The following is a 26,639-nucleotide window of genomic DNA, read 5'->3' as shown; positions in this document are numbered from 1 at the left end:
GCCGGCCGAACGTCCCGCGTTCCCCGGGGGAGGGAACGCGGGACGTTCGGCCGGCCTCCCGGTTGCGCGAGTGATGCGCCGGGAGCGGGAACGTCGTGGATGGGGGGCGGCATGGGGCGTCCGGAGAGTCGGCTGGACCCTGGGGCCGGGCCGGTGCAGCGGTTCGCGTACGAGTTGCGTCAACTGCGCCGGGAGGCCGGGGGGATCACGTATCGGGCGATGGCCGAACGGGTCGAGTTCTCGGCGGCCACGCTGTCGGAGTCGGCGGCCGGTGAGCGCCTCCCGTCGCTGGCCGTCGCCCTCGCGTACGTACGGGCCTGCGGTGCGGACGTCGGTGAGTGGGAACGACGTTGGCAGGAAGCGTCCGAGGCGGAGGCCGGACGGCCGGCCTTGGACGAAGAAGGGGTCTCGCCACCGTACCGGGGGTTGGCGCGGTTCGAACCGGGCGACCGTGACCTCTTCTTCGGACGGGACCAACTGGTCGCCGACCTGGCGGAGTTGGCGCTCGACAACCGCTTCGTGGCCGTCGTCGGCACCTCGGGCAGCGGCAAGTCGTCCCTGCTGCGCGCCGGGCTGGTACCGGCGCTGCGCGGTGAGGCGTGGCCGGGCACCCGCCCGGCGGCCGTACGCATCCTCACGCCCGGCGAGCGTCCGGCGCGTACCCACGCCCGGGCGCTCACTCCCGCCGAGGCGACGGGAGACGGGGACACGTGGGTGATGGTGGACCAGTTCGAGGAGGTCTTCACACTCTGCCGGGACCCCGCCGAGCGGGCCCGTTTCCTCGACCGGCTGCTGACGGCCTCCCGGCCCGGTGGCGGGCTGCGGGTGGTGATCGCGGTACGCGCCGACCTCTACGGCCGGCTCGGCGAACACCGCGCCCTGGCGGACGCGCTGCGCGGTGCGAGTCTCCTCGTGGCCCCGATGAGCACGGACGAGCTGCGCGAGGCCGTCGTCAGACCCGCCACCGCCCACGGACTGACCGTGGAAAGGGCCCTGACCGACCGGATCGTCGCGGACGTCTGCGACCGGCCCGGCGGCCTCCCGCTGATGTCCCACGCCCTGCTGGAGACCTGGCGCCGCCGCCGGGGCCGCACGCTGACCCTCAAGGGATACGAGGCCGCCGGCGGCGTGCGGGGCGCGATCACCCAGACCGCCGAGGACCTCTACGCCACCCTCTCCCCACAGGAGGCCGCCCTCGCCCGCCAGGTGATGCTCCGCCTCATCGCCCCCGGCGAGGGCACCGACGACACCAGCCGTCCCGCCCACCGCGCCGAACTCGACACCGCCGACACCACCGACACCGCCGTCGTCCTGGACCGGCTGGCCCGGGCCCGGCTGATCACCCTCGACGACGACACCGTCGACCTCGCCCACGAAGCACTCATCACGGCCTGGCCCCGACTGCGCGACTGGATCGACCGCGACCGCGAGGTACTGCGCCGCCACCGACTACTCACCCAAGCCGCCACCGCCTGGCGGCAGTTGGACCGCGACACCGGTGCGCTGTACCGCGGGACGCGGCTGACGGCCGCCGAGGAGGTCTTCACCACCCCCGACAGCGCCGACCAACTCACGGCACTGGAACGGGAGTTCCTGGCGGCGAGCCTGCGGACGCGGGACGCGGAACAGCGCGCGACCGCCCGCACGGCACGCCGCCTGCGCTCTCTGGTCTCCGCCTTGGCCGCCCTGCTCGTGCTGGCGGTCATCGCGGCAGGGCTCGCGTTCACCCAACGGCAGCACGCCATCACCGCGCCATCAAGGAGCAGACCGGCGCCTCCGCCAGCGCCCTCGGTCCCGTCCTGGTCGTCTTCGGCGCCGCCTACGGCGGGATCAACAACCGGCAGACACACAGATTTCGCCGGCTTCTCACCGAGGACCGTCGTGTCGTCACCGTGCGCCGTGCCACCCCGGCCATCGGTACGGCGGCGCAACCCGCCCCCACGGACATACCGCGTGAAGTATCGAGCGTGGTCGCACAGCGGCTTCCCGTCGCCGTCCGCGACCGCCTCACGGCACCGGCGAAGAAGCCTCCGTCCCGGGGAGCTTGATCGAGGCGCCCTGAACAGCCCACTGGGGAACGGAAGTGCGGGAAACCATGAACGTACGCCACCGCTCGGCTAGCCTCGTGATTCCGTGGGGCCGAACTGACGTACGGCGCACATCACTTCGGGGGTTCCTTGTCAGAACAGCGGCCGATGTCACCGGACTTGGCAACGAACGAGGCCGCCGCACTGCGGCAGACCGGTGCCTCACCCCTACGCCTCGGCGATCCGGACCGCATCGGCCCCTATGTGCCGCTGGCGCTGCTCGGTAGCGGCGGTATGGGGCGGGTCTATCTCGCACGTCCGGCGGACGGCGGTCCCGGTCTGGCCGCGGTGAAGGTGATCAGGCCGGAGTACGCGGACGATCCCGGCTTCCGGCGCCGGTTCGAGCGTGAAGCGTCGGTGCACGAACGGGTCAGCACGTCGCACACACCGAGACTGTGCGGCACGGGCTTCCAGCACGAGTTGCTGTGGATGGCCACCGAGTACCTCCCGGGGCTCGATCTCGCGCATGCCGTACGTGAGCTCGGCGCCCTGGAGACGGCCGCGGTCTGGCGTCTGGTCGCGGAGCTGGGGCAGGCGCTGGCAGACCTCGCGGTCACGGGGATCGTGCACCGGGATCTGAAGCCGTCCAACGTGCTGTTGTCCGTCGGGGGCGCGCATGTGATCGACTTCGGCATTTCGAAGGCCATGGACGCCAGCACGATCACCGGCACGGGTGTCCGGGTGGGAACTCCGGCCTACATGTCGCCGGAACACTTGAGGACCGGCAGATCCGACACGGCGTCGGACGTGTTCTCACTCGCCGGGACCCTGGTGTACGCGGCGGCGGGGCGTGCCCCGTTCGGCGACGGTACGGGGGTCGACGTGATGCACCGGGTGGCGTTCGAGGAGCCGGATCCCGAGCTGATCGCCGAGATCTCGGCTGCGGACGCGGAACTCGGCTCGCTGCTGACCGCCTGCCTGGCCAAAGAGCCCGAACGGCGGCCCACAGGGCAGGACTTGATCGCTGCCGCCGGGGAACGCGGCGAGACGACCGTGTGGCCCGAGCCGCTCGCCGGCCAACTGCTGGCCCGGCAGCGGGCGTACGAGGTGCTGTACCGCATCCCCGTCGCGTCCCAAGCCCCATTACGGTCTGCGGACGAACGGCCGCCGGCAGTGCCGTCGGCACCCGCCGGGCAGGGCGGCCGACCTGGTCCGCCCCCTCTCGAACCACCGGTGGTGGCCGCCGACGCCGCCTCCGGGACACCATCGGCACGCCCTCAGGAGAGCAAGGTCCGCACCTGGGCACGGAGGACGTCGGTACGGGCCGTCGCCGTGGGCATCGCCGTCTGCGCGGTGGCCGCAGCGGGCTTCATGCTCAGTCGCCAAGACCCCCCGCCCGCCGCTTCCGCCCCGGGGTCCGCTACGACGACCGGCCGCACCGTGCCCGGCGGCACCGTCTCGTCACCGGTACCCGGGGCCTCGGACGTGAGAGCTGCATCCGGCAAGAGCGTCGACGGCGCCGCGAATCCGAACGGCGCGAGCACGAACCCCGGGGATTCCGGCTCCGCCGCACCGGGGGTGCACGGCACTCCCTCCGCTCCCGATGCCGATCCCAGCGCCTCGGCCGCCGCTACTCCCTCGTCTTCTCCGAGCAGTCCGCCCACCACCGAGCCCGCGACCCCGGCCTGGATCTCGGACTGCACGTACTACAACGGCAACGGACGCACGCGCCTGGGACAGAGCGGCAAGCGTGTGCTCCAGGTGCAGTGCATGCTGACGAAGCGCGGATACGACGTCGGGGGCACAGGCGTGGACGGCGACTTCGGGGCCGGAACCGAGTCCGCGGTGCGGAGCTTCCAGAGCGACAAGCTGCTGGACGCCGACGGCATCGTGGGCCACGAGACCTGGCTCGCCCTGCGCAGCACGGAGTGACACACCTGCCCCGCCCGCCGCGGTGCCTGACCGCGACGGCTCGGTCGCCGCAGCCGACCCGGGTGACACGGCGTTCGAGTGTCCCCGGAACGGCACCACCGGCGAGCCGCGCGCGACAGTGCGTGGTCCGCAGCACCTGACCTGCCCGCTCCCGCCCTCCCTCCGATCGTCACGGCACACCGTTCGTGGAGGGACCGTCGGTGAAGACCTTCGGGTCGCGGCGGATCGTGAGCCGCGATCCGCCGCTGCCGCCGAGTCACCGGCCAGGTGCACACGCTCCCGACGGACCAGGCCGACGACGGTCAAGTCACCGCCCTCAGGGACTCGTCGGGTCCTTGTCGTCTCGCCTGGCCCCGTTCTGCCCTCCGCCCGGGCGGAGCCACCGCTTCCGCGAGGAGAGCTGAGGGAGCGTCGACGGGAGTGCGATCGCCACAGGTGCCGTCGCCCGGATGGCGTGCGGGGCGGGACGTCGGTCGGGTCAAGGGTGTCCCCCCAGCGCGCCGGGTACATCGTCAGCGCGCCGGCGGCTCGGTCGCGGTGAAGCCCTCGAAACCCGCGTGGGGGATCCGTCGCGGCGGGTCGGTCGCGCTGTGGTCGAAGGGCGGCCGGTCCGCAGCCCCGCTCGTCGAAGGCGAGGAAGGCCGGGGCGAGATCGGCGGCCGACCGGTCCAGCTCGGCGAGCGCCTCCGCGAGGTCGGCGTCGGTGATCTCGTCGACAGATGGTTCGACGCGTCCACAGAACGGCGCCTCGGCCTGGGGACTGAAGTAGCAGATGCTGTACGCCCTTCCTGACCGCCGAGGCCATCCGAGGGGCGCGGTCAGGAACACCGTCTCCGAGTACCCGTGGGCGAACGCGGCGGTCGGCATGTCGCTGTCGTCCAGGGCGGTGGCGTCCAGAACGACGCCCGGACATGGGCGAACCGATGGCCAGGCTCACAGGAACGCGACACCGCCGCCCACCTACAGACTTCGTCCAACGGCCACCGCGCGTGACGCCACCACCTACCGGGCCGATCCCTCAGCGCGCCCCAACTCCCTTGCCCCCGCCACAGCACCCACCTAACCTGCATTTGTGCCGCAAATAAACAAACCCCGAACGCACAACGTCGTGCCGGGCACCCCCACCGACCTCACGCGCCTCCGGATCACCCTCACCGCGTTCTTCGCCCTCGACGGCTTCGTCTTCGCCGGCTGGGTCGTCCGTATCCCCGCCATCAAGGAGCAGACCGGCGCCTCCGCCAGCACCCTCGGGCTCGCCCTCCTCGGCGTCTCCGCCGGTGCCGTCGTCACCATGATGCTCACCGGGCGCCTCTGCCACCGCTACGGCAACCACCAAGTCACCGTCGTCTGCGCCGTGTTGCTGTCCCTGAGCGTGTCCCTTCCCCCGCTCACCCACTCGCCGCTCACCCTCGGCCTCGTCCTGCTCGTCTTCGGGGCCGCCTACGGCGGGATCAACGTCGCGTTCAACAGCGCGGCGGTCGACCTGGTCAGGGCCATGCGGCGGCCCATCATGCCCAGTTTCCACGCCGCGTTCAGCCTCGGCGGCATGGTCGGCGCCGGGCTCGGCGGGCTGGTCGCCGGTGTCCTGACCCCGACCCAGCACCTGTTCGGCCTCACCGTGATCGGCCTGCTCGTCACCGCCGTGGTCGGCCGGAACCTGCTCCGCCTCAAGCCACCAGCACCAGCACCAGCACCAGCACCAGCACCAGCACCACTGAACTCCCCCCAGGACTCCCCGAAACAGCAGACCCCACCCCACCGCCTGACTCCCCGCACCCGCGGCCTCGTCTTCACCTTCGGCCTGATCGCCCTCTGCACCGCCTTCGGCGAAGGCGCCCTCGCCGACTGGAGCGCCCTGCACCTGGAGCAGGACCTCGACGCCACCGCCGGCGCCGCCGCCCTCGGCTACTCCTGCTTCGCGCTCGCCATGACCGCCGGCCGGCTCACCGGCACCCGGCTCCTCGAACGCCTCGGGCGGACCCGCACGCTCGTCTCCGGCGGCACCATCGCCGCCCTCGGCATGCTGCTCGGCGCCCTCGCGCCCACCCTGTGGGCGGCGGTCCTCGGCTTCGTGATCACGGGGCTCGGCCTCGCCAACCTCTTCCCCGTCGCCGTAGAACGAGCCGGTACCCTCGCCGGCCCCGACGGAGTCGCGATCGCCTCCACCCTCGGCTACGGCGGCATGCTCCTGGGGCCGCCCGCCATCGGCTTCATGGCGGACTGGTACTCCCTCCCCGCCGCGCTCACCAGCGTGGCCGTGCTGGCCGCCGTCGCGGCCGGCATCGGATTCCTCACCCGGCACGCGGCGGAGAACTGATCCCCGGCCGAGGACTGATTCCACGTCACCGACCGCAGCGAACAAGCCAACGAGCCGTCGGACAAGCGCAGTTGGGGCCAAGGCGTCACACGGGGCGAGCAGCGGAGGAATAACGTGGGAGTCCACGGCCGATCTTCGTCGGTTCCGTGGTTCTCACCGCGTACGCACAGGAGCGTCCATGACCGAAGCGGCAGACAACTCCGAGCAGGATGCGCTCGCCAGGTTCGACACCACCGTGCCGCAGTCGGCCCGGATCTGGAACTACTGGCTGGGAGGCAAGGACAACTACGAAGTCGACCGGCTCGCCGGTGACGCGTTCCGCGAGATCTTCCCGGGCATCGAGACCGGCGCCCGCGCCGCCCGGTACTTCCTCGCTCGCGCCGTCCGTCATCTGGCCGCCGAGGAAGGCATCCGGCAGTTCCTGGACATCGGGACCGGGCTGCCCAGCGTGGACAACACCCACGAGATAGCCCAGCGGGTGGTCCCCGAGTGCCGCATCGTCTACGTCGACAACGACCCGCTGGTGCTGGCACACGCCCGCGCGCTGCTCACCAGCTCCCCGGAAGGCGTCACCAACTACGTCGACGCCGACCTGCGCGACCCGGACACCATCGTGCGGGAGGCCGGCAAGACCCTCGACTTCGACAAGCCCGTCGCCCTCATGCTGATGGGCATCCTGGGCCACATCGAGGACTACGACGAGGCCCGCGCGATCGTGCGCCGGCTGGTGGCCGCCCTGCCCGCGGGCAGCTACCTCGTGCAGTACGACAGCACCGACACCAGCGAGGCCTACGTGGACGCCATCCGCCAGTACAACGAGGGCGGTTCGATCCCGTACATCCTGCGCAGCCCCGAACAGATCGCGGGCTTCTTCGAGGGTCTTGAGCTGCTCGAACCGGGCGTGGCGTCCTGCTCGCGCTGGCGTCCGGACGAGAGCGCCTGGGGTCTGCCCGCGGAGGTGCACCAGTACGGCGGTGTCGCCCTCAAACGCTAGGGCCTGTCCGGTGGTTCATGCCGGAGAAGCGGGGGCCGGCACGCCCTCCCCCACTGCCTCAAAGGCGTGGGGGAGGCCCCCAGCGGCGTTGTCCTCGGTCGCCGACTCCCCCAGTCCCGGCTTCGCTCGACCGGGGGGACCCCCATCGCGTCGCCCGCGGCGAAGCCGCTGATGTCAACGCCTCCTCCGCCTTGCAGCCGCACGCGCCAGACCCCGCTCACCCGCGCCGATGAGGCGCCGCCGCTTTCCACCGACCCGATCCGCCGGACAGGCCCTGGGCCCCGCCCGGTGGTTCAGGTCTCCTGAAGGATGCGGTGCAGGATCGTCGGAGTCTCCTCCGGCGGTTCCGCCTCGACCACCAGGCGGTTCATGACGTCCCAGTAGCACTCGATCTCGGTCGGCCGGTCGGGATAGAGGGCGGTGACGCGCTGTTCGAGGTAGACCATGTCGGGCAGCCGGCCGCCGGGCAGCCGCAGGATGGTGACCGGACCGGCCTCCCCCGCGTGACCGCCGGCGACGAACGGCATGATCTGGACGGTGACCTGCGGGTGCCGGCAGATCTCGATGAGATGCCTGAGCTGGGCGCGCATGGTGCCGGTACCGCCCACCGGGCGTCGCAGCGCCGCCTCGTCGATCACGGCCCAGAGCTGCGCGGCCGGCCGCCTGCGCAGGATCCGCTGCCGTGTCATCCGTAGCCTGACCCGCCGGTCCAGTTCCGCCCCGCCGGCACCCGAGTGGGCGAGCCTGAGGGAGGCGCGCGCGTAGTCGGGGGTCTGCAACAGGTGGGGAACGCGTTGGACCTCGAAGCAGCGGACGAGACTCGCGGCCTGCTCGGCCCCGAGGTAGGCGCGCGCCCAGATGGGCACCACATCGTTGAAGTGCTGCCACCAGGCAGGGGAGTTGGCCTCCTCGGCCAGCGCCAGCAGGGTGGCGCGCTCGGCCTCCTCCGTGACGCCGTAGAGCGTGAGCAGGTCGGCCACGTCACGCGGTTTGAAGCGGTGGCGGCCGGCCTCCAGTCGGCTGATCTTGGACCGGGAGGCGCGGATGGCCTCACCGGCGGACTGCCGGGCGATGTTCCGCTCCTCCCGCAGTTCGCGCAGCCGTGCGCCCAGCACCAGCCGCGGCACCACGGGGCCGGCCGACAGCCCGTCCAGCGGCGTCGTTAAGACCTCATCGGAACCCATGCGCAATCTCCCTGCGGTGAACTGCCCGTGCACGCCCGCGAGTTGCCCCCTGCGACCTGCCTGCCCGCGAACGCCGAAGCCAGTCATCCTAGAGGGCCGCCGGGCGCGCGATCTTCGATTGGCGGGAATGATCCGCACCTTTACAGCCAGACCGACACGCAGTCATTTCCTATACGATTTCACGCGTGGCCGGGTCGAGTGAGGTGCGAGCGCGCTGGCCTCCAGAGTCACAAACCTCCTACCCAACACACCTGTTTATGCCGAACGTCTTGACGGGCCCAGGTTCCTCCCCCACGATCGCCGCATCGATTTCCTATCTGATTCCTATCTGAATCCGCAGGGGTGGGTCATGCGCTTCCCAACCAGATCTGTCCTGCCCGGAGTTGTCGCGGCCGTGTTGCTGGCCTCGGGGACAGCGGCCTGTACCTACAAGAACTCCGGTGCCGATTCCGGCAGTCAGGCCGCGCCGGCCGCTCGCACCGGCGGCGGCGCCCAACTCGGGGACGCCTCGGGGACCAAGGTCGCCCTCGTGCCGGGCGGCGCCCACCCGTACTTCCAGCCCTGGAAGAGCGCGGGCGCCGTCGCGAAGGAGACGTACGGTCTCGGCGCCGTGGCCTTCGACGAGACGGCGGAGTGGGACCAGCAGAAGCAGAACAACCTGCTGTCCACGCTCGCGGCGCGCGGCTACAACGCGTTCGGGGTGTTCGGCGTCTCCCCCACCGACATCAACTCGACCTTCGCGGACCTGCGTTCGCAGGGTTTCCCGGTGGCGTCCCTGGGGTCCTGCCCCGCCGGTGACAAGGACGAGGCCGACTTCTGTCTCTCCACCGACGTCCAGCTCGCCGCCTACAAAGCCGCGAAGGCGGCGATCGCGGCCATGGGCGGCCAGGGCACCCTGGTCCATCTGACCGGCAACAACGTCGATGCCAATACCCAGTTGAGGATCAAGGGCGTCGCCCAGGCCGTGAAGGAGTCGGGCGGCAAGGTGAAGCTCCTTCAGACCATCACCGACATCGACACGGACCTCCAGACCGCGCAGAAGGCAGTGTCCGACCTGATGGCGGCAAAGGGCACTCAGATCACGGGCATCGTCGCCACCGCCTACAACCCGGCCGTCGCCGCGGCCGATGTCGTCAAGTCGTCCGGGTCGAAGGCGAAGGTCATCGCCATCGACGACGACGCCAAGATCCTCAGCGGTATCGAGCAGGGCACGGTCACGGCCACCGTGGTGCAGAACCCGGTCGGGCAGGCCGAGATCGGGACATGGGCGCTGGCGCTGCTCCAGACGAAGCAGTGCACGGTGCGCTCGCCCGGGGTCGAGGTGGACTCCGGTTCGTTCGTCGTCACCAAGGCGAACGTCGCCGGCTACGACAAGGCACGGCAGGCGAAGACCGCCGAACTGAAGAAGCAGTTCGCCGACAAGATCCTCTCCTGCGGCTGACGGCCGACCACCCCTGACCGCCGAGCACCGCTGATGGTCGACTCCCCCGACAGAAACCGGAATCGCTGAATGAGCAGCAGCATCATCACGGCCGCGACCGCGAGGCTGGTCGACATCGCCGTCGAGCAGGACCGTACCGACGCGGTGCAGTCCTTCGTCAAACAGGAGACGGTCCTGGTCGACCTGGAGACGGCCGACGGCCTCGCGGGAACCGGCTACTCCTACACCATCGGCACCGGCGGCAGCTCCGTACTCGCCCTGCTGCGCGACCACTTGCTGCCCGCGCTCGTCGGGCAGGACGCCCGCAACGTGGAGGCGCTGTGGCAGCGGCTGTTCACGCTGACCCGGGCGACGACCACCGGCGCCATCACCTCGCTCGCCCTCGCCGCCGTGGACACCGCCCTGTGGGACGCGCGGTGCAGGCGCGCGAGCGAACCGCTGTGGCGGCTGGCCGGCGGCCACCGCCAGGAGGTGCCGGTCTACGACACCGAGGGCGGCTGGCTCCATCTCGACACCGCGGAACTGGTCAAAGGCGCCCTGCGCGCCCAGGAGTTGGGCTGGGCGGGGGTCAAGATCAAGGTGGGCAGGCCGCATCCGTCCGAGGACGCCGAGCGGCTGCGCGCGGTCCGCGAGGCCGTCGGCCCGGCGCTGCACATCATGACCGACGCGAACCAGTCCCAGTCGGCGTCCTCCGTCCTGCGGCTCGCGGCGGCGCTGGAGCCGTACGACCCGTACTGGCTGGAGGAGCCGCTGCCCGCGGACGACATCAGCGGGCACGCCCGGCTCGCGGCGGCGACCCAAATCCCCCTCGCCGTAGGGGAGTCCATGTACTCACTCATGCAGTTCCGCAGCTACCTGGAGGCCGGCGCCGCCTCCGTCGTGCAGGTCGACGCGGCCCGAATCGGTGGTGTCACCCCCTGGTTGAAGGTCGCGCACCTGGCGGAGAGCCACAACGTGATGGTGTGTCCGCACTTCCTGATGGAACTGCACGTCAGCCTCGCCGCGGCCGTGCCGAACGGCCAATACGTCGAGTACATCCCGCAGTTGAGGGCGGTGACCCGCACCGAACTGACCATCCGCGACGGCCTGGCGGTGGCCCCCGACACACCGGGCATCGGCATCGACTGGGACCCGGACGCGCTGGACGACCGGAGGGTGGCATGACGACCTCGATCAGCCCGCCGGAGACCGTCCCGGAGGAGCGGACGGCACACCACCGTATGCCGTTCTGGGTCAACCAGCGGCTCGGCCTGCTGGTGCTGGTCATCGCGCTGAGCGTCCTGTTCGGCGTGCTGCGCCCGGCCTTCCTGGACCAGCGGCTGGTGCTCTTCCCGCTCCTGCGCGACATCGCCACCCTGACCGTGGTCGCGCTCGCGCAGATGGTCGCCCTGTCCGTCGGCCACATGAACCTCGCGGTCGGCCGCATGGCCGCCTTCGGCGCCCTGTTCGCGGGTCTCGGCTACGACCGTCTCGGCGTCCCGATGCAGGTCGGGCTGCTCATGTGCCTGACCGCCGGCGCGGCGATCGGCGCGGTCACGGGCTGGCTGATCGCCCGTACCGGAGTGAGTTCCTTCGTCGTCACCCTGGCCATGGACTTCGCCCTCCTCGGCCTCGTCTCCCTCCTCTACTCGGCCCTCACCGACGACGCCGCCTTCACCACCCACCCCGCCGGCATCGACGCCCTGCGCTCGTACTCCCTCGCCGACATCTGCACGGGCCCCATCTGCGGCTCCCCCGCCGTCCCGCAGATAGCCCAGTTCACCGTCCTCGCGATGCTCGCCCTCGGTTTCCTCTACGGCGGTACGCGCATCGGCCGCGAACTGCTGCTCACCGGCGCCAATCCGGCCGCCGCTGAGCTGTCCGGCATTCCCACCGGGCGCCGGGTGCTGCTCGCGCACACGCTGTCGGGGCTGCTCGCCGCGCTGGCCGGGTTCATGGCGGCGGCCGGCACCGGTACGTTCCGCGCCTCCATCGGCGACGACTTCATGCTGCCGTCCTTCCTCGGCGCGGTGCTCGGCGGCACCCTCCTCACCGGCGGGGTGGTGTCCGTCCTGGGCACGCTGCTCGGCACCGCCCTGGTCGGGGTGATCCGCAAGGGCCTCGACCTGCTCGGCGTCGGTCTGGAGAGCCTGAACATCTATCTCGGCTGTGTCCTCCTGCTGGCCCTGTCGGCCGACCGGATCCGCACGGTGGTGTCCTATCGCAAGGTGGTGCGCTCGACATGAACCGCTTGAACACCCTTAGTGGGCAAAGGAGTTGGGCCATCGGAGCGCTACGCCGGTTCTCCCGGTCCACTGCGGCGATGCTGCTGTGTGTGGTCGTGGCGGGGTACGTGGCGCTGGGTGCGGCCTCGTCCGGCTCGTTCTTCGAGGGCCCCTCCGTGCGGGTCTTCCTCCAGTACCTCGCCACTCCCATCCTCATCGGGCTGGCCCAGATGGTGGCACTGTGCGTGGGTCAACTCAACCTCGCCGTAGGCGCGTTGGGCGGCTTCACCGCCTGTCTCATGGGCGTTCTCATGGCCGATCACGGGATGCCCGCCGGACTGGCCGTGATCGTGGGCCTGTCGACGGCGACGGCCATCGGCCTGGCGACCGGTGTCGCCATCGTCGCCACGCAGATCAACGGCTTCATCGTCACCCTCGCGACGATGACGATCTTGCTGGGCGCGCAGTACCGGCTCACCGGCACCCGTACCGTCGACGGCTACTCGCGCACCCTGCGCGACTTCGGCTCGGCGGCGCCGCTGAACACTCCGCTCGTCTTCGTCACCGCGCTCGTCGCGGCGGCACTGCTGGCCGCCTTCATGTACCGCACGGTCGCGGGCCGAAGGCTCCTCGCCGCAGGTGGAAATCCCCTGGCCGCCCGGCTGTCCGGTATCTCCACCGACCGGCAGATCGTGGTCGCGCACACCCTGTCCGGACTGCTGATCGGGGTGGCCGCGGTGACCGCCACGGCCTCGCTGCCCGGCGTCAACCGCAGCGTCGGCGGGGACTGGCTGCTGCCGAGCTTCGCCGCGCCGATCATCGGGGGCGTGGCACTCACCGGCGGTTCGATCGCCGTACTGGGCACGGTCCTCGCGGCCTTCGTGACACGCCTGATCGACGCGGCGCGGGCGCAGTTCTCGCTGGACCCGAGCTGGGTGAACCTCCTCATCGGCCTGGTCGTCCTGGGGACGGTCGCCGGTGGCCGGCTGCACCAGACGCGCCTGGAGAAGAGCCCGCAGTCACCAACTGCCCTGCCACAGAAGGGAGGTGCCCAGTGAGCGGCACGGTTCTTCTCGCATGCCACGACCTGGTCAAGGTCTTCCCCGGGGTCCGGGCACTGGACGGCGTGGGGCTGACGCTGACCGCCGGCACCGTACACGCGCTCCTCGGGGAGAACGGCGCCGGCAAGTCCACCCTCATCAAAGTTCTCACCGGGGTGCACTCCCCCGACGGCGGCGAGCTGACCTGGTGCGGCCAACAGGTCCATCTGCGCTCGCCGTTGGAGGCCACCCGTACCGGCATCGGTGTCGTCCACCAGGAACGCAATCTGATCCCGGGCTTCTCGGTGGCGGAGAACATCACCCTCCAGAACCCTCCGTCATACCGTGGCCTGGTCGACCGCGAGGCGATGACCGCGCCGACCCTGGCGTGCCTCGCGGAACTCGGCGTGGACCTGGATCCGCAGCGCCCGGTGCGTGAACTCTCCGTCGCACAGCAGCAGTTGGTGGAGATCGCCAAGGCCCTCTACACCGAGAGCCGGGTCCTGCTGCTGGACGAACCCACCGCCTCCCTCTCCCCTCAGGAGACGGAACGCCTCTTCGAGGTGATCCGGCGACTGGCCACGCGCGGCGCCTGTGTCGTCTTCGTCAGCCACAAACTGGAGGAGGTCTTCGCGGTCTGCGACACGGTGACCGTACTGCGCGACGGGAAGTCGGTCCTGGAGTCCTCCCCGCTCCCCGACCACACCCACGACGACATCGTCGGCCTCATGGTGGGCCGCGCCCACGCGGCGACGGAGCTGCGCCCCCGCACGGTCGACCGCTCCGCCACCCCAACTCTCGTACTGGACAAGGTCTCCACGGCCGGCGGGCACCGTGACATCAGCCTGGAGGTCCGGCCCGGGGAGATCGTCGGCCTGTACGGACTGGTCGGCGCCGGGCGCAGCGAGCTGGTGAAAGCGGTGCTCGGCCTGGACCGCGTCACGGGAGGCGAGATCCGGGTGCACGGCAGTCCGGTCCGCATCACCTCACCGCGCCAGGCCCTGCACGAGTACGGGATCGGGTACGTCACCGAGAACCGCAAGGAGGAGGGCGTCTTCCTGGAGCAGCCCATCGTCCGCAACATCACGGTGACGGTGTGGAAGAGACTCGCCAAGGCTCTCGGCTTCGTCTCGGCGCGCGAGGAGCGGGCGGTCGCGCAGGATCTCGTCGACCGGCTCGGCATCCGGGTCTCGGGGCTCGGGCAGAACGCCGGTGAACTCTCGGGCGGGAACCAGCAGAAGGTCAGCCTCGCCAAGTGGCTTGCCGCGGACACGCGGTTGCTCGTCATCGACGAACCGACGGTGGGCGTCGACGTCCGCACCAAGCGCGCCTTCCACGAACTGATCTGGGACCTCGCCCACGACGGCCTGCCCATCCTCCTCATCACCAGCGACCTCGCGGAGATGGTCACCCTCGCGGACCGCGTCGTCGTCATGACGGACCACCGCATTCGCGGCGAGGTCGGCAACGACCGCGACTACGACCGCATGAGCGGCCGGATCATCCGCCTGATCCACGACCGCACGGTGCGCACGGCGCCCTGAACTCCCGCCGCTGGAACGGCCGTTCACGCCACAGGGGGCTAGGAGGCGGACCTTTCGCCGTCCTCGATCTGCCGTTCCAGGCTGCGCGTCAGGTGCTCCGTCATCGCCTCGGCCGCCCGCTCGGGGTTGCGGCGCAGCACCGCGCGGACGATCCGCTCGTGCTCGGCGACGGTGGGGCCCTCGGCGCCGACCACCTTGTTGAGCCGGAAGATGTGCAGATGCGCGTGGAGCCGTTCCACCGCGTCCGCCAACAGCGGTCGGTGCGCGGCCTGTCCGATCGCCTCGTGGAAGCGCTGGTCGAGGGCGGCGAAGTCGCGGTACGACGCGTACCGTCCGTCCGGGCTCGGGTGGGCCTGCATCTCCTCGACGATCCGCTCGATGGCGTCGAGTTGGGCCTCGGTGGCGTTCACGGCGGCCAGCGCGGCCGCCCTGGGCTCCAACAGCAGGCGCATCTCGAAGAGTTCGTCGAGACCCCGGCGGGTCAGCAGCTGGGTGGCCCGGTATCCGGAGAGCGTCCGCTTGACCACCAGGCCGTCGGACTCCAGCCGGGCCAGCGCCTCGCGGACGGGCGTCGGCGAGACCTTGAGGCCGCGGGCGAGCGCCTCGATGCCGACGCGGGCGCCGGGGGCGATCTCGTGGTCCATGACCATCGCCTTGATGCGCTCGTACACGCTGTCCGACAGCGCCTGCCGGACGGGCGGCCCGCTCCGCTCGTCACCCTCGTCCGGAACCCCGGCCGCGGAAGGACTGTGCGGCGGCATCCCGGCTCCTCCTCAAGGCACGTGGCGTTTCCCGCAGTTTACCCAGGTAGACGGGTTGAGGGACCCGTCCGCACAACTTCACGGCCGAGTTCGGCCCGTCACCCCGCCTCCGCGGCGACCGTCGCCGTTCCCTCGCTCTTCTCGGTCAGGTCGAGGCTGCTGCGCAGGCTGACCGGCTTCAGCAGGATCGCGGCGACCACGGCTAGGACGGCCGCCCCGGCCGAGAGGAGGAAGATCTGCGCGGTGGCGTCGCCGTAGGCGACACGGATGATCTCCTGTACGGCGGCGGGCTGGGCGCCGATGTCCGTGACCGCGCCCGTGGTCCGCAGTCCCGTCGAGGCGAGGCCGTGCGCGATCTGGTCCTGGACGTGCCGGGCCAGCACGGCGCCGAGGACCGAGACCCCGATCGTGCCGCCGAGGGAGCGGAAGAACGACACCGTGGAGCTGGCCGCGCCGATGTCCTTCAGGGGCACGGTGTTCTGCACGACGAGCACCAGGTTCTGCAGGGTCATGCCGACCCCCATCCCGACACACAGCATCGCCACGCCCAGCAGGAGCATGGGCGTCCTGGAGTCGATGGTGCCGAGCACGGCGAACCCGACCGTGAGGAGGACGGCGCCGGTGATGATGAACGGCTTGATCTTCCCGGACCGGCTGATCATCCGCCCCGCGACCGTGGAGGCGATGAGGATGCCGGCCATCATCGGGATCGTCAGCAGGCCCGCCTCGGTGGGACTGTGCCCTCGGCTGAGCTGGAAGTACTGGCTGAGGAACACCGCGGCACCGAACATGGCCGTACCGACGGAGAGGCTGCCGACGATCGCGAGCGCGGTCGTGCGCTGCTTCACGATGCCCAGCGGTACGACGGGTTCGGCGGCCCGCGACTCCACCCGCACGGCCGCGCCGATCAGCACCAGCCCGCCGCCCACCATGGCGGCGGTCTGCCAGGAGGCCCAGCCGAAGGAGTTGTCGACGAACGACACCCGCACCAGCAGCACGCTGACCCCCGAGGCGATGAGGGTCGCCTCCAGGTAGTCGATCCTGACGAGATCGCCCGTGCGAGCGATCGGCTGGAGGCGATCATCTTCGGCGCGGGCGACCTCTCGGTGTCGCTGCACGCCCGCGTCGACGGCAACTTCGACCCCGTGGGCCCCTACCCCGGCGACTTCTGGCACTACGCCCGGGTCCAGATCCTCGCCGCAGCCCGTGCGGCGGGCATCGCCGCCATCGACGCCCCGCACCCGGCGTACCGGGACACCGACGGTTACCTACGGTCCGCGAGGCAGGCGGCCCTCCTCGGTTTCGACGGCAAGTGGGCCATCCATCCGAGCCAAGTCCCCCTGGCCAACGAGGTGTTCACCGCTTCCCCGGCGGAGTTCGCCGCCGCCGAGGAGATCACGGCGCTGTACCGCGACGCCGAGGCCGGCGGCACGGGCGCCATCGGCCACGACGGCCGCCTCGTCGACGCGGCACACGTCCGCCTCGCGGCCAACGTGCTCGCGAAGGCCGCGAGGAGCAACTGACGCTTTCTCCAACTGACTTGGGTGGGTCGGCGGTCAGTAGGTCGCTCGTCCGCCGCTGATGTCGTAGACGGCTCCGGTGGAGAAGCTGACCCGCTCGGAGGCCAGGAACGCGACCAGTTCGGCCACTTCCTCCGGGCGGCCGATCCGGCGCATGGGGATCAGACCGGTGATGCGCGCCAGGACCTCGGGGGCCGTGTCGTCGTTCATGGGCGTGGCGATGACGGCGGGCGTGATGACGTTGACCAGGACTCCGCTGGTGGCCAGTTCCTTGCCGACGGACTTGGTGAGGGCGATCACGGCGGCCTTGGAGGCGGAGTAGACCGACAGGTCGGCGTTGCCGTCCTTGCCCGCCATGCTCGCGAAGTTGACCACCCGCCCCCAGCCGCGCTCGCGCATGCCGGGGACGAAGGCCCGCAGGGTGTTCACGGTGCCCAGGACGTTGACGTCGAGGACCCGGCGCCATTCCTCGGTGGTGGTCTCGACGAGCGGCTTGTTCGGGCCGACGATGCCCGCCGAGTTGACCAGGACGTCGACAGGTCCGATCTCGGCCGCGATCCGGCGCAGCGCGTCCTCGTCCGTCACATCCGCGTGGATGTCCGCACCCCGGAGGTCGAGCGTCGTCACGGTCAGGCCGTCGGCGCGCAGGCGTTGCGCGCTGGCCGCCCCGAGTCCGCTCGCGCCTCCGGTGACCAGGGCCGTCCTGACGACCGTCGGATCAGTGCGATTCACGGCTCACCTCCGATCCACTGGACCCGACGAGGAAGTCCAGGTCGGCGCCGGTGTCGGCCTGCAGCACGTGGTCCACGTAGAGCCGTTCCCAGCCGCGCGCCGGGGTCGCGAAGCCCGCGATGGTGGCCAAGTCCGGTGTTCTGCGGGCGAGTTCGTCGTCCGGTACGTCGACGTCGAGGCGCCGGCCCGCGACGTCCAGGGTGATGTAGTCACCGGTGCGCACCAGCGCGAGCGGTCCGCCGGCCGCGGCCTCCGGTGCCACGTGCAGCACGACCGTGCCGTACGCCGTGCCGCTCATCCGGCCGTCGCAGACACGGACCATGTCACGGACACCCTGCTCGAGAAGCTTCTTCGGCAGGGGCATGTTCGAGACCTCCGGCATGCCGGGATAGCCCTTGGGGCCGCAGCCGCGCAGGACGAGGACGGAGTCGGCGTCGACGTCGAGTTCCGGGTCGTCGACGCGGGCGTGGAAGTCCTCGATGCTGTCGAAGACCACCGCCCGGCCGCAATGGCGCAGCAGGTGCGCGGAGGCCGCCGCGGGTTTGATGAGCGCTCCGGAGGGGGCGAGGTTTCCGCGCAGTACGGCGATGCCGCCTTCGGCGACGAGTGGTTCGGCCCGGGTGCGGATGACCTCGGGGTCCCAGATCGGGGCGTCGTCGAGGTAGGTGACGAGTGGCTTGCCGGTGACGGTGAGCGCGTCGGGGTCGAGCAGGTCGCGGACCTCGCGCAACACGGCGAGCAGCCCTCCGGCGCGGTGCAGGTCGTCCATGAGGAAGCGGCCGGCCGGCTGGAGGTCCACGAGGACCGGGACACGGGAACCGATGCGGTCGAAGTCGTCGAGCGTCAGCTCGACACCGAGCCGTCCGGCGATCGCGAGCAGGTGGACGACCGCGTTGGTCGATCCGCCGACCGCGGCCAGCGCGACGATCGCGTTGTGGAAGGACGCCTTGGTCAGGAAGGTACCGGGGCGCCGGTCGGCGGCGACCATGGCGACCGCGAGTCGGCCGGTGTCGTGGGCGGCGGCCAGAAGTCGGCTGTCGGGGGCGGGAGTTCCGGCGACACCGGGCACGACCGTGCCCAGGGCCTCGGCGACCACGGCCATCGTCGAGGCGGTGCCCATCGTGTTGCAGTGCCCCCGGCTCCGGATCATCGACGACTCGGAGCGGGTGAAGTCCTCCTGCGAGAGCGTGCCGGCGCGGACCTCCTCCGACAGCCGCCACACATCGGTGCCGCAGCCGAGCGGTGTGCCTCGGAAGGTCCCGGTCAGCATCGGGCCGCCCGGCACGACGACGGCGGGCAGGTCCACCGACGCGGCGGCCATGAGCAGCGAGGGAATCGTCTTGTCGCAGCCGCCCAACAGGACGACCCCGTCAAGGGGGTTGGCCCGCAGCATCTCCTCGGTGGCCATCGCCGCCATGTTCCGCCAGAGCATCGCCGTGGGCCGTACCTGGGTCTCCCCCAGCGACACCACGGGCAGGTCAAGCGGGATGCCGCCCGCCTCGTACACGCCGTTGCGCACCGAGGCGGCCACCTCGTTCAGGTGGGCGTTGCAAGGGGTCAGGTCCGAGGCGGTGTTGGCGATGGCGATCTGCGGACGGCCGGTGAAGGCGTCCTCCGGGACACCGCGCCGCATCCACGCCCGGTGGATGTAGGCGTTGCGGTCCTGACCCTCGTACCACTGCGCGCTACGGAGTCTCATCGTCGAGCTCCTTCCAACAATCGACACGATGGTCTAACTTTTGGAACGCCATGGAGCATACGCAGACACACGACGGACCGACAGACCTCGGCGAGGACGGTCCAACAGGCGCCGAGAGCAGCCGACTTGTGGGGTCGGACCGGGTCCTCGCCGTCCTCAGGGAACTCTCCCGCTTTCCCGACGGGGTCGGACTCGACGAGCTGACCCGGCTGATCGGCAGCCCCAAGCCGACCGTGCACCGGGCGCTGGGCGCGCTGCGCCGGGCGGGGTTCGCCGACCAGGACGACCGCGGCCACTACGTCCTCGGCGACGAGTTCCTCCGCATGGCCTTCGCCCACCACGAGGCACGACCCGAGCAGGTCCGCCTACGACCGCTCCTGGACACGCTGGCCACGCGGTTCGGGGAGACCGCGCACTACGCGGTCCTCGACGGTCGTGAAGTGGTCTACCGCTCCAAGGTCGACCCGCCGGCCGGCGCCGTCCGTCTGACCTCGACGGTGGGCGGCCGCAACCCCGCGCACGCCACCGGCGTCGGAAAGCTGCTGCTCGCCCACGAGTTGGACACCCTCGAAGACGTCGAGGCGTGGATCGGGGACTCACCGCTGGAACGCCGTACGCCTCAAACCCTGTGCAGGGCCGACGACTTGTACCGCGAGCTGCGCGCCGTCCGCGCCCAGGGTTACGCCTGCGACGACCAGGAGAACGAGCCCGGCGTCAACTGCCTTGCCCTGCCCCTGTACGCGACCTCGCCCACTACACCCTCCGGCGCCGTGAGCGTCAGCGCGCTGACCTACCGCACGCCCCTGTCCAGCCTGCTCGACTCACTCGCCGAGATCCGTGCCGTCCTCGGGCCGCTGGGTGAGCCGTACCGATGAAGCCCGCCGAACCAGCAACGGAGACCGACCCATGCACCTCATGCGCATCGGCGCCCCTGGCGCCGAGAAGCCCGTCGCCCGTATCGACGACGAGAGGTACGTCGACCTGTCGGACCTCGTCCCCGACTTCGACGAGGCGTTCTTCGGCTCGGGCGGAATCGAGCGCATCCGCCCGGTCGTGACCGAGCGGGCGAGCGCCGGCCAGGTGTCCCGTTTCGCCGGGGAACGCGTCGGCGCCCCCATCGCGCGCCCGCACCAGATCCTGTACATCGGGCTCAACTACCGTGACCACGCGGCCGAGAGCGGGATGCCGGTCCCCGACGAGCCGATCCTCTTCACCAAGTCTCCGAACACCCTCGTGGGCCCGTACGACGATGTCCGCATCCCGCGCGGCTCCACCAATCCGGACTGGGAGGTCGAGCTCGGCATCGTGATCGGCAGGCGCACGAGCTACCTGGACTCGGTGGCCGACGCCCGTGCCGCCATCGCGGGGTATGTGGTGGTCAACGATGTCAGCGAGCGCGCCTTCCAGTTGGAGCGTGGCGGGCAGTGGGCGAAGGGCAAGTCGGCCGAGACGTTCAATCCGGCGGGCCCCTGGCTCGCCACCGCCGACGAACTCGACGACGTGCTCGCGCTGGACATGTGGCTGGACGTCAACGGGATACGCCGGCAGAGCGGCAACACCAAGACGATGATCTTCGACCCCTACTTCCTCGTGCACCACCTCAGCCAGTTCCTCGTCCTGGAGCCAGGCGACCTGATCAACACCGGCACCCCGCCGGGCGTCGGCATGGGCCTCAACCCGCCTGTGTGGCTGAGGCCCGACGACGTGATGGAACTCGGCATCGAGGGACTCGGCGCCCAGCGGCAGCGCGTCGTCGCGCCGCGATGAGCACCCGTCCGATGCGGGCGTTCGTCCTGACAGCGCCCGGGAAGTACGCCGTCCAGGAGGTCCCCGCGCCGGTGGCCGCACCCGGCGAGGCCGTCGTCGACGTCGAACGGGTCGGTGTGTGCGGCACCGACGTAGAGTTCTACACCGGCGCGATGGCCTACCTCCACCAGGGGCACTCCTCCTATCCGATGCGGCTCGGCCACGAGTGGTCCGGCCGTGTCGTGTCGGTCGGCGAGGGGGTCGACCCGGTGTGGGTGGGGCGGCGGGTCATGGGCGACACCATGCTCGGCTGCGGTGCCTGCCGTCGCTGCCGCCGGGGTCACCAGCACGTGTGCGAGAAACGGCAGGAGCTGGGCATACGCGGGGAGCGGGCCGGCGCCCTCGCGGAGCAACTGGCCGTACCTGTCTCGTCGTTGCACGTCCTGCCCGACTCGGTCGACGCTGTGCTGGGCGCCCTGGTGGAGCCCGGTGGCAACGCCCTGCGGGCGGCCCGCGCCACCGCACTCGGCCCCGGCGACCGCGCCCTGGTCCTGGGTCCCGGGACCATCGGACTGCTGGTCGCGATGTTCCTCCGCGCCGCCGGTGCGGAGGTCCATCTGATGGGCCGCAGCGACAACTCCCCCGCTTTCGCCCGCGAGTTGGGCTTCGCGGACGTATGGACGGAGAAAACGGTCCCCGACCTGCCGTTCGACGCGATCGTCGACGCCTCCAACGCCGTCCAGCTACCGGGACTGGCACTGGAGTTGGTCGAGCCGGGCGGACGGGTCGTGTACGTGGGACTGGCCGGGGCGCCCAGCAGGATCGACACCCGCACGCTCGCGCTCAAGGACGTGACGGCGGTGGGCATCCTGTCCGCGTCCCCCGGCCTCGACGACACCATCCGCGCGTACGCCGACGGATCCGTCGACCCGAGACCGCTGGTCGCCGCGACCGTCGGCCTGGAAGCGGTAGGGCCCGTCCTCGCGGGCGAGCGTCCGCACGGCGCCGGACCCGGGCCCAAGATCCACGTCGACCCGCGGTCGGGCTGACGTCACCCCGCTCCGCCCGCGGGCAGGGCAGGGCGGCCCTGGGCGAGGGCAGGGTCCGGGAACACCCGGGCCCCTGCCCTCCCTTCACTCACCGGTCATACGCCCCGGATCGTTCGACGCCCGCCTCTTCCATGACCCGCTCGGCGGCGCGCGGCCAGTTGCCTTCGCTCACGACGACCGTGCCGCTCACCACGTTGCCGCGCCGGCCGTTGCTCAGGCTGATGGAGGCGTTGCTCGCCCAGTTGTCCGTCACTGTCAACGCGCCTGTGTTGTTGGTGGCGTTGGAGTTCTCGTGGTCCCAGTCGCCCGTGTTGTGGAAGACGTTGTTGATGTCCGTGTACTCGCGTGATCCCTCGTCGTGGTAGATGCCGTAGTGGCCGTTGTTGTCGGCGCAGTAGTTGCGGTCGATGCGGGTGCCCGGTGCGGCGGAGAGGGTGTAGATGCACGCGCCGTCGTCCATCGTCCGCATCACGTCGTGGATGTGGTTGGCGGTCACCCGGACGTTCTTGAGCGTGGTGGGTGTGGTGTAGACGGGCTGGAAGTCGTACAGACCGCGGTTGACGTAGTCCTGACTGCCTCCGGGGTCGTTGGTGCCCCAGCCGTAGCCGATCGCGATGCCGGTGTAGGGCATGTCGTGGATCTCGTTGTGGGAGATCGTCACGTCGGTGGCGTAGGTGACCAGCACGGCCGTCATATCGCGGTAGTCCAGGGCGAGTTCGTACATCACGTTGTCGCTGATGGTGATGTTCCGGTTGGTCATGCGGGGGTCACGGGGGTGGTGGGCGTCGGCCTGGACTCCGCCGACCACGATGCCGCCGCCCGCGTCCTGGGTGAAGGTGTTGCCGGTCACGCTGATGGTGTCGGCGCCGAGGCCGACTCCGGTGGCGTGGGCGTTGGCGTCGTTGCCGATGCCGAGGGCGACCTGGCCGAGCTGGGTGAAGCTGTTGCCGGTGAAGGTGATGTGCGAGGCGGCCGACACCTGGACGGCGGCCGGCATCTGGTGCCAGTGGGGGCGGGTCGCCTCGAAGAGCTTGCAGCCGTACTGGCAGGAGTCCAGCGCGTCCGACGGCCGGGTCCAGTCGCCGTAGACGAACGCGCCGGTCTGCTGGTCGGCGTATCCCTGGCCGGTGGACGGCTGGAGCCAACTGGTGTGCGAGAACTGGAGGCCGGAGAAGGTGATGTGGGTCGCCGGGGCCTGGTAGGTGCCGCCCACGGAGAGGAGCGACTCCAGCCTCGGCATCTCGACGTCTGTGGTGGACATGTCCTGGCCGGGGAGGGGCTTGTAGTACAGGGTCCCGGTGCGGGTGTCGAGGTACCACTCCCCTGCCGTGTCGAGGAACTCGTACGCGTTCTCGATGTACAGCGGCCCCTGACGGAAGGGGTTGCCGATGGTGTCGTACCCGAAGGTGTTGTTGTTCCAGGCCGGCTGCTTCATGGTGATGACGCCGTCGCTGATGCCCGCCACCGGCGAGTAGCGGTTGGTGAAGGAGCCGAGGGCGTCGATCTCCGTACGGGCGGGATCGGCAAGGCTGTTGAGGTACTTCAGGGCGCTGCTGGTGAAGGTGTACCCGTTGGCGTCGGAGGTCAGGTCGGCGCGGTTCAGCTGGGTGCGGGCGCGGGTGGCCTGGACACCGTCGACGTACAGCTGACGGATGTCGAAGCCGGTGCCGACCTCGGCCTTCCAGATGTTCTTCGCCCGGTCCTGGAGTCTCCAGCCCGTGGCCTTCCGTGCTCCCGACAGAACGGGGTGAGCACCCGGCGCGGCTCTCCAGATGAAGGTGTGTCCGTTGCTGCCGGAGTCGGCGCGGGTGAAGGTCAGGGGTGCGGAGAGCCGGTAGGTGCCGTCCGCGAGCTGGACGACGATGTCGGTCCGCATCCGCGAGTTGAGGGTCCGGACCTTCGCCTTGGCCTGCTCGATCGAACACGGGCGGGCGGCCGAGCAGGCGGTGCCGCGGCCGTCCGGTGAGACGTGGAGGATCGTCGACTGGGCCGCGAAGGCGGGTGTCGCCTGGGCCGGCGCGGCCGCGATCACGGTGGCGAGGGCCGCGGCAGTGCTCCGGCTGATTCTGCTCGCTCTGCTCTGCGATGAGGGGATTCGACGTGTGAACCGCACGTGGCACCTTCCCGAAGGTGTGGAGCCGGACCCTCGTGATCCGGCCGGGTGGCAACGGACCATGTGACCGAAACCAAGCGGCGGATACATTGCCGTACGGGAGATGCAGTCCCTCGGCATCACCCGCGTCACGGACGGCAGCCGGCTGGTGGGCAGTCTCTCCGGCGGTGAGCGCCAGGCCCTGGCCATCGCACGGGCCGTCTACTTCGGCGCGAACGTCCTCATCCTCGACGAGCCCACGGCGGCGCTCGGCGTCAAGGAGGCCGCGCACGTCCTGCGGATCGTCATGCAGGCCCGCGCCAAGGGGGTCGCGGTCATTCTCGTCACCCACAACGTGCGCCACGCCATGATGGTCGGCGACCACTTCGCCGTCCTGATCCGGGGTCAGAAGGCCGACGACTTCAGCAAGGGCGAGCGCACTCGCGAGGAGATCACCGACCTCATGGCCGGCGGCGAGGCGATGGCAGACCTGGAGGCCGAACTCGCCCGGCTCCAGGCCGATGCCTGAAGCGACCGGCACCGGGCCGACCGCGGCAGGTGAACCCGCGCGTACGCCTCCGGAGGCCGAGGCAGTCGCCGACAGCGCGACCTGAGCTCGGGTCACGCCACCAAGCAGCCCGTACCGGGCGGAGCTCGCTCTCCGCCGGGTACGGGCCTTTGCCGAGGTGTGCGCCGACTCCCGACAGGCCCGGCAGGTTGCCGAGCCCCCTGCGCGTACCGCGGCCGTCGCCCGCGTATGCGCCAACTTCCCTGACACCAGCACTACTTGAGTGACAATTGCCTCTGTCGCTCCAGTGACACCTGTGCGATCTTGAGCAGTCGACCGGCTCATGAAAACGATCTCACGGACGGACCACCATGCACGCTTCAGACGGCAGCCCGACTCCGGCCCACCGCCGCGCGGCATCCAGCCGACGGCGCTTCCTCGGACTGCTGACCGCCGGAGCGGCCGCGGTCGGCGGAGCCGGTACCGGCTGGGTGGCTGCCGCCACGGACTCCCCCGCGACAGCGCGGACGTACGGCTCCCAGCAGGACATCGCCGACCGCGAACAGTTCATCGCCGGGATCCTCGACTCCACCGCCCCGGCAGCCGTCGCCGCCTGGATCACGGGGACGGGACCGGCACCCGCCGAGATCAGCACGGAGACGACCACGCAGATCAACGCCTTGGCCGACGCCGCGTCGACGGGCACGGAGACCGCACGCGACGCGGTCCTCGTCTCCTGGATACGTTCCGCGGCGACACAGCGGACGATATGGGACCGCAAGTACGAGTTCCTGCGCACCGGTTCGGGCGGGGCCGGCACGTTCGGCATCGTCACTCCCGAAGTCCGCGCCGCATACCCCACTCAGCTCGGCACCGATCCGCAGTGGGACCCCGACAAGGAGTCGCACCGCGAGGTGTGGGCGACGCTGACTTCCGAGGAACGTCAGATCGAGATACTCCGCACCTCCACGGCGCCCGGTGTCTCGCGCCACCACCTGGGCTCCGACGCGGACTTCTTCGACACCACACCCCAGGACTGGGCGGACGGCGGGCCCGAGGCCGCCGACTACACCTGGCTGCGCGCCAATGCCGCACGTCACGGTTTCCTCCAGACGTACACGGCCGAGTCGGCCGCGGCCGCTCCCGCCATCAGTGAGGAGCGCTGGCACTGGTCGTACGCGCCTGTCTCCGGGGCGGTTCTCGACTACGTCCGCGCGAACGAGGACGTGATCGCCGACGCCTTGGACACGCTGTGGGGCTACGACCCGACGCGGTACACCTACATCAAGGCGCACTGGTACGACTACATGTTCCATGTGAACGAGAGGGCCTCCTTCGGCTGAGCCAGGTCCCCTCGATCAGACAGAGTGGGGGTTTCGAAGCCGACCTGCCGTTGCCCCGTCACCGGTTGAACACAAGGAACCCGCTCTTCGGCTCCATGACCTGTCCCTCCCCGCGCGAGAGCAGCGGACGCACCGCGGCGGTCCCGGCCGCGCCCTCGAGCAGTACGCCGGAAACCCTCTGCCCGCGCCCTGCACCCACCGCTTCGGCCCGACCTTCCGGGTCGACGTGGTAGGCGGCAACCACCGGGTCGATGATGCTGATGCCATGCGCGGTGCACAGCAACGCCGCTTCGAGCACCGCCGGTTGACGCTCCGCCAGGAGATAGCCGTCGGCTCCACGCGCCAACGCCTGTGACACGTCGTCCCGGTCGAACCGAGGGGCGAGGACCAGCGCGGGCGGCAGTCCCCGTTCGCCCCCGGCAGCGAAGCGTTCCAGCTCCCAGGCCATCCGCATTCCGTAGAACACACGACATCGTCGTCGGGGCGCAGTTCACATGGCTCCAGGA

At 70.5% G+C, this 26,639-nt stretch carries 21 protein-coding genes and 2 pseudogenes; 15 read left to right on the top strand and 8 right to left on the bottom strand.

What is annotated here, in order from left to right; genetic code table 11:
• Positions 1-111: 111 nt before the first annotated feature.
• Together JHN63_RS21610 and JHN63_RS21605 are read left to right on the top strand one after the other, a co-directional pair.
• Positions 112-1,752, top strand: a pseudogene (locus tag JHN63_RS21610) (helix-turn-helix domain-containing protein); the annotation flags it as partial.
• Positions 1,753-2,195: 443 nt separating this feature from the next.
• Positions 2,196-3,959, top strand: a complete 1,764-nt coding sequence (locus JHN63_RS21605; RefSeq protein ID WP_200682759.1) for a serine/threonine-protein kinase — start codon at positions 2,196-2,198, stop codon at positions 3,957-3,959.
• A gap of 744 nt (positions 3,960-4,703) precedes the next feature.
• On the opposite strand, the pseudogene JHN63_RS54735 reads toward JHN63_RS21605, so the two are convergent.
• Positions 4,704-4,856, bottom strand: a pseudogene (locus JHN63_RS54735) (phenazine biosynthesis protein PhzF); the annotation flags it as partial.
• 211 nt (positions 4,857-5,067) lie between these two features.
• Between JHN63_RS54735 and JHN63_RS21595 the strand changes: the two are divergent.
• On the top strand, positions 5,068-6,276 hold the full coding sequence (locus tag JHN63_RS21595; RefSeq protein WP_200682758.1) for an MFS transporter: 1,209 nt from the start codon (positions 5,068-5,070) through the stop codon (positions 6,274-6,276).
• A gap of 178 nt (positions 6,277-6,454) precedes the next feature.
• On the top strand, positions 6,455-7,270 hold the full coding sequence (locus JHN63_RS21590) for an SAM-dependent methyltransferase (protein ID WP_200682757.1): 816 nt from the start codon (positions 6,455-6,457) through the stop codon (positions 7,268-7,270).
• Between the two features lie 293 nt (positions 7,271-7,563).
• Here the strand turns inward: JHN63_RS21590 and JHN63_RS21585 are convergent, their stop codons facing one another.
• Positions 7,564-8,454 (bottom strand): helix-turn-helix transcriptional regulator, encoded by an 891-nt coding sequence (locus tag JHN63_RS21585; protein WP_200682756.1) that lies wholly within the window; start codon positions 8,452-8,454, stop codon positions 7,564-7,566.
• Positions 8,455-8,803: 349 nt separating this feature from the next.
• Here JHN63_RS21585 and JHN63_RS21580 point away from each other — a divergent pair, with 349 nt between their 5' ends.
• From JHN63_RS21580 to JHN63_RS21560, 5 genes are all read left to right on the top strand, one after another.
• On the top strand, positions 8,804-9,895 hold the full coding sequence (locus tag JHN63_RS21580) for a substrate-binding domain-containing protein (RefSeq protein WP_200682755.1): 1,092 nt from the start codon (positions 8,804-8,806) through the stop codon (positions 9,893-9,895).
• A gap of 69 nt (positions 9,896-9,964) precedes the next feature.
• Complete coding sequence (locus JHN63_RS21575; RefSeq protein ID WP_200682754.1) at positions 9,965-11,059, top strand: mandelate racemase/muconate lactonizing enzyme family protein; 1,095 nt, start codon at positions 9,965-9,967, stop codon at positions 11,057-11,059.
• The gene (locus JHN63_RS21570; RefSeq protein WP_200682753.1) at positions 11,056-12,120 is read left to right on the top strand and encodes an ABC transporter permease; all 1,065 of its coding nucleotides are present in this window, start codon (positions 11,056-11,058) and stop codon (positions 12,118-12,120) included. Before JHN63_RS21575 ends, JHN63_RS21570 begins: the two co-directional genes overlap by 4 nt.
• On the top strand, positions 12,117-13,157 hold the full coding sequence (locus tag JHN63_RS21565; protein WP_200682752.1) for an ABC transporter permease: 1,041 nt from the start codon (positions 12,117-12,119) through the stop codon (positions 13,155-13,157). The genes JHN63_RS21570 and JHN63_RS21565 overlap by 4 nt, the downstream gene beginning before the upstream one ends.
• On the top strand, positions 13,154-14,683 hold the full coding sequence (locus JHN63_RS21560) for a sugar ABC transporter ATP-binding protein (protein WP_200682751.1): 1,530 nt from the start codon (positions 13,154-13,156) through the stop codon (positions 14,681-14,683). The genes JHN63_RS21565 and JHN63_RS21560 overlap by 4 nt, the downstream gene beginning before the upstream one ends.
• A gap of 38 nt (positions 14,684-14,721) precedes the next feature.
• On the opposite strand, the gene JHN63_RS21555 is transcribed toward JHN63_RS21560, so the two are convergent.
• Together JHN63_RS21555 and JHN63_RS21550 are read right to left on the bottom strand one after the other, a co-directional pair.
• Positions 14,722-15,444 carry a GntR family transcriptional regulator gene (locus JHN63_RS21555; RefSeq protein ID WP_200682750.1) on the bottom strand — a complete coding sequence of 241 codons (723 nt, stop codon included), beginning with the start codon at positions 15,442-15,444 and terminating at the stop codon, positions 14,722-14,724.
• A gap of 98 nt (positions 15,445-15,542) precedes the next feature.
• A complete protein-coding gene (locus JHN63_RS21550; RefSeq protein ID WP_307781943.1) occupies positions 15,543-16,562 on the bottom strand; it encodes an MFS transporter in 1,020 nt (339 codons plus the stop codon).
• Here JHN63_RS21550 and JHN63_RS52865 point away from each other — a divergent pair.
• Positions 16,494-16,967 carry an aldolase/citrate lyase family protein gene (locus tag JHN63_RS52865; RefSeq protein WP_307781944.1) on the top strand — a complete coding sequence of 158 codons (474 nt, stop codon included), beginning with the start codon at positions 16,494-16,496 and terminating at the stop codon, positions 16,965-16,967. The two genes, JHN63_RS21550 and JHN63_RS52865, sit on opposite strands and share 69 nt — an antisense overlap.
• A gap of 33 nt (positions 16,968-17,000) precedes the next feature.
• Here the strand turns inward: JHN63_RS52865 and JHN63_RS21540 are convergent, their stop codons facing one another.
• Positions 17,001-17,696, bottom strand: coding sequence for an SDR family NAD(P)-dependent oxidoreductase (locus JHN63_RS21540; protein WP_200682749.1), 696 nt, complete (start codon positions 17,694-17,696; stop codon positions 17,001-17,003).
• The gene (locus tag JHN63_RS21535) at positions 17,683-19,395 is read right to left on the bottom strand and encodes an IlvD/Edd family dehydratase (RefSeq protein ID WP_200682748.1); all 1,713 of its coding nucleotides are present in this window, start codon (positions 19,393-19,395) and stop codon (positions 17,683-17,685) included. Before JHN63_RS21535 ends, JHN63_RS21540 begins: the two co-directional genes overlap by 14 nt.
• A 50-nt stretch (positions 19,396-19,445) precedes the next feature.
• On the opposite strand from JHN63_RS21535, the gene JHN63_RS21530 reads away from it, so the two are divergent.
• From JHN63_RS21530 to JHN63_RS21520, 3 genes are read left to right on the top strand one after another with little or no spacing between them, the layout of a single operon-like run.
• A complete protein-coding gene (locus JHN63_RS21530; protein ID WP_200682747.1) occupies positions 19,446-20,270 on the top strand; it encodes an IclR family transcriptional regulator in 825 nt (274 codons plus the stop codon).
• Positions 20,271-20,301: 31 nt separating this feature from the next.
• The gene (locus tag JHN63_RS21525) at positions 20,302-21,162 is read left to right on the top strand and encodes a fumarylacetoacetate hydrolase family protein (RefSeq protein WP_200682746.1); all 861 of its coding nucleotides are present in this window, start codon (positions 20,302-20,304) and stop codon (positions 21,160-21,162) included.
• Entirely contained in the window at positions 21,159-22,190 is a 1,032-nt protein-coding gene (locus JHN63_RS21520) for a zinc-binding dehydrogenase (protein ID WP_200682745.1), read from the top strand. The genes JHN63_RS21525 and JHN63_RS21520 overlap by 4 nt, the downstream gene beginning before the upstream one ends.
• An 88-nt stretch (positions 22,191-22,278) precedes the next feature.
• On the opposite strand, the gene JHN63_RS21515 is transcribed toward JHN63_RS21520, so the two are convergent.
• On the bottom strand, positions 22,279-24,222 hold the full coding sequence (locus tag JHN63_RS21515) for a right-handed parallel beta-helix repeat-containing protein (protein ID WP_234477485.1): 1,944 nt from the start codon (positions 24,220-24,222) through the stop codon (positions 22,279-22,281).
• A gap of 184 nt (positions 24,223-24,406) precedes the next feature.
• On the opposite strand from JHN63_RS21515, the gene JHN63_RS21510 reads away from it, so the two are divergent.
• Both JHN63_RS21510 and JHN63_RS21505 read left to right on the top strand, forming a co-directional pair.
• Positions 24,407-24,811 (top strand): ATP-binding cassette domain-containing protein, encoded by a 405-nt coding sequence (locus JHN63_RS21510; RefSeq protein ID WP_234477484.1) that lies wholly within the window; start codon positions 24,407-24,409, stop codon positions 24,809-24,811.
• A 350-nt stretch (positions 24,812-25,161) separates the two neighbouring features.
• Complete coding sequence (locus tag JHN63_RS21505; protein WP_200682744.1) at positions 25,162-26,133, top strand: D-alanyl-D-alanine carboxypeptidase family protein; 972 nt, start codon at positions 25,162-25,164, stop codon at positions 26,131-26,133.
• A 58-nt stretch (positions 26,134-26,191) separates the two neighbouring features.
• On the opposite strand, the gene JHN63_RS21500 is transcribed toward JHN63_RS21505, so the two are convergent.
• Positions 26,192-26,581, bottom strand: coding sequence for a response regulator transcription factor (locus tag JHN63_RS21500; protein WP_200682743.1), 390 nt, complete (start codon positions 26,579-26,581; stop codon positions 26,192-26,194).
• Positions 26,582-26,639 lie beyond the last annotated feature (58 nt).

The organism is Streptomyces sp. MBT65 (assembly GCF_016612545.1).
GTDB lineage: Bacteria > Actinomycetota > Actinomycetes > Streptomycetales > Streptomycetaceae > Streptomyces.
The sequence above is the reverse complement of the archived record's forward strand: the minus strand, read 5'-3'. Positions and strand labels throughout refer to the sequence as shown.